The organism is Terasakiella sediminum (genome assembly GCF_033100395.1).
Taxonomy (GTDB): Bacteria; Pseudomonadota; Alphaproteobacteria; order Rhodospirillales; family Terasakiellaceae; genus Terasakiella.
This window is the reverse complement of record NZ_JAWLVJ010000070.1, coordinates 1-1,146: the sequence shown is the minus strand read 5'-3', so window position 1 is coordinate 1,146 and position 1,146 is coordinate 1. Positions and strand designations below refer to the sequence as shown.

Genomic DNA, 1,146 nt, shown 5'->3' with positions numbered 1-1,146 from the left:
TGGACCCGCTGCACTAAAGTGGAGGATACTTTACTCTGTCATGCAGCCTTCATTTCAAACTTCATAGGGCTGATGTTGCCCAAGTATGAATGTCGACGTTTGGGATTATAGAATTTGTTGATGTATTTGAACAAGGCCTTTCCTGCCTGATCTCTGGTTTCAAAGGTTGTTCTCCAGACCAATTCGGCTTTCAACGATTTAAAGAATGTTTCAACGGCAGCATTGTCATAACAATTGCCTTTGCCAGACATCGAAGCCTCAAAGCCATGTTTTTTGAGTAACTTTTGATAATCTTTCGAGCAATATTGCGACCCACGGTCAGAATGATGGATCACGCCTTTGGGTGGTTTACGTAAGGCAATAGCCCGTTGCAAAGCTTGCATAACAAGATCACGTTTCATTCGTTTACTTACAGCCCAACCGATAACGCGACGTGAATATAAGTCAATAATCACAGCGAGATACAGCCAGCCTTCTTGCGTATGGATATAGGTGATATCTCCTGCCCATTTTTGGTTCGGACCCGTTGTTGTAAAATCACCATCAAGCAAGTTAGGTGCAATGTTATGATTGTGATCGCTATCAGTTGTGCGTTTAAACTTATGTGTCCGCTTAATGTAAATGTTGTTGTCTTTCATTAAACGTGCAACTCGGCGTTCGCTGACAATAAAACCTAAATCACGCAATTCTTCAGTCATACGTTCCCGACCATATGATTGGTAATTTTCTTGGTGAATACTGCGGATGTAAGCCAACAAAATCATGTCTTCACGCTGCCTGAGCGACATTGAACGCCTTTGCCAAGCATGAAAACCACTTTCACTGACGTTGAAAGCTTTGCACATCAAGGTAATTGAATGATCTGTCTTCTTTGCGTGGATAAACTGATATCTTACCGCTTTTGACTGGCAAAGAAGACCGTCGCCTTTTTTAGTATCTCCCTTTCCTCCTTCAAAATACGGTTCTCTTTGCGAAGTCGGGCCAGTTCCTTGTGAACATCGTCATGCGGGCCTGACATCAGGTCATCATGTTTATGCTGAGCAACCCATTTATTGAGAGTGGAAAACCCTATACCAAGGTCCGTAGCGACTTGTTTGCGAGTCAAGCCACTGGTTAGGGCAAGCTGAACGGCTTCCGATTTAAACG

Annotated in this window: 1 protein-coding gene; it reads right to left on the bottom strand. The window is 43.4% G+C overall.

From position 1 onward, the window contains the following. Positions 1-38 precede the first annotated feature (38 nt). Positions 39-1,146 (bottom strand): IS3 family transposase gene (locus RYZ26_RS19845; RefSeq protein ID WP_317684998.1). Its coding sequence is split into 2 segments (ribosomal slippage), with 1,109 coding nucleotides annotated over them: positions 39-934 and positions 934-1,146; the frame shifts between segments, so codons are not numbered across the junction. This gene is flagged as partial in the annotation.